Source organism: Kribbella albertanoniae, from assembly GCF_004348455.1.
Lineage (GTDB): Bacteria > Actinomycetota > Actinomycetes > Propionibacteriales > Kribbellaceae > Kribbella > Kribbella albertanoniae.
In genome coordinates this window covers 1-1275 of the sequence record NZ_SMKA01000532.1, presented here as the reverse complement: position 1 = coordinate 1275, position 1275 = coordinate 1, and the positions used below count along the sequence as shown (strand labels likewise).

1 protein-coding gene and 1 pseudogene are annotated in these 1275 nt (G+C 70.6%); both read left to right on the top strand.

Going from position 1 to position 1275, the window contains the following annotated elements:
- Positions 1-320 (top strand): annotated as a pseudogene (locus E1261_RS45800) (cupin); the annotation flags it as partial.
- Positions 321-504: 184 nt separating this feature from the next.
- On the top strand, positions 505-1275 hold a 771-nt coding region (locus tag E1261_RS44825; RefSeq protein WP_132416476.1), incomplete at its 3' end, for a sucrase ferredoxin.

Here is a 1275-nt window from a genome sequence, read left to right as displayed (position 1 = left end):
TGCGCAGCCGTACCTGGTCAGCCAACCGCCCCGAACCCATCCCACCCCTGGCCCACGCGGCCGCGCTCACCACCCTGGCGTCGGGGACCACGGTCCGCCTCCGAGCCGGCCTCCGGCATCGGTTGGTCTCAGGCGATCCGGTCACGCTCCAGCTCCCGGACCGAACCATCACGTTCCCCGTCGCAGTCAGCCAGGCCCTCATGCAGCTGCTCGACGGCCAGGAGCACAAGGTGGGTACCCTGCCAGGCCTCCCGACCGAAGACCAGTTGGTACTCGTCCGCCGCCTCCTAAAGGAAGCAGTCCTGGTCCCCACCTCGTGAAAGCCTCCTCGGCCAGGGGCCTGATGTCGTCGACTGACGCCTGCGGACGCCCACCACCGTCCAACGGCGCCCTGCCGGCGCGGTTCAGGCTGAGAGTCGGTGGCCCAAACACGGGTTGTTGGGTGATGCATGTCCGCCTGGGCCGCCTGGCCCCACGTAGTGTTGGTGCCGAGGAGTTCTACTCGTGACCAATCCCCTGGATCCTGCCGCCGCGGCGCCCTCGGCTCCGGCCGACCGCCGCTACCGCCCCGACACCGGGTGCGCGGCGATGGCTCTGCAGCGCGGCGATTCCATGATCGCCACTGCGCCGCCCGCCGAGCGGTGGCTCCTGATCGAGTCACGCACGCCTTGGCCACAGCAGGCTCTCAGCGCGCTCCCGGAGGTCGGTGCCGAGGTAGCCCGCCGGTGCGCGGAACTCGGCTACCGCCCAGTCCTCATCAGGCGCCACGGCCGACCGGTGCACGCCGCCGTACGCCGCTATGCCCTGGTCGACTGCCGTCCCGGCCACGAGTCCACCCGTTGGGGCGAGTTCGACGCCGACGCCGACCTGCTCAGCGTCCTGAACGCAGACACCTGGACTGGTCTCGAACCCCCAACCCAGGAACCGATCTACCTCGTCTGCACCCACGGCCGCCACGACGCCTGCTGCGCAGTCCGCGGGCGCCCGGTAGCAGCCGCCCTCACCGCCGCCTACCCCGACCGAACCTGGGAATGCAGCCACATCGGCGGCGACCGGTTCGCCGGCAACGTGGTCGTCCTCCCACACGCCCTCTTCTACGGCCAGGTCACCCCCGCCAGCGCAGTCGAGGTCGCCAAACACCACGCCGAAGGCCGAGTAGTCCCCGACCTCCTCCGAGGCGCCGGTACCTTCCCGCCACCCGTCCAGGCCGCCCAGCACTACGCCCGCCAAGCCGGTCACTCCCTGAACCTCAACACCCTTCACCCCACCCACATC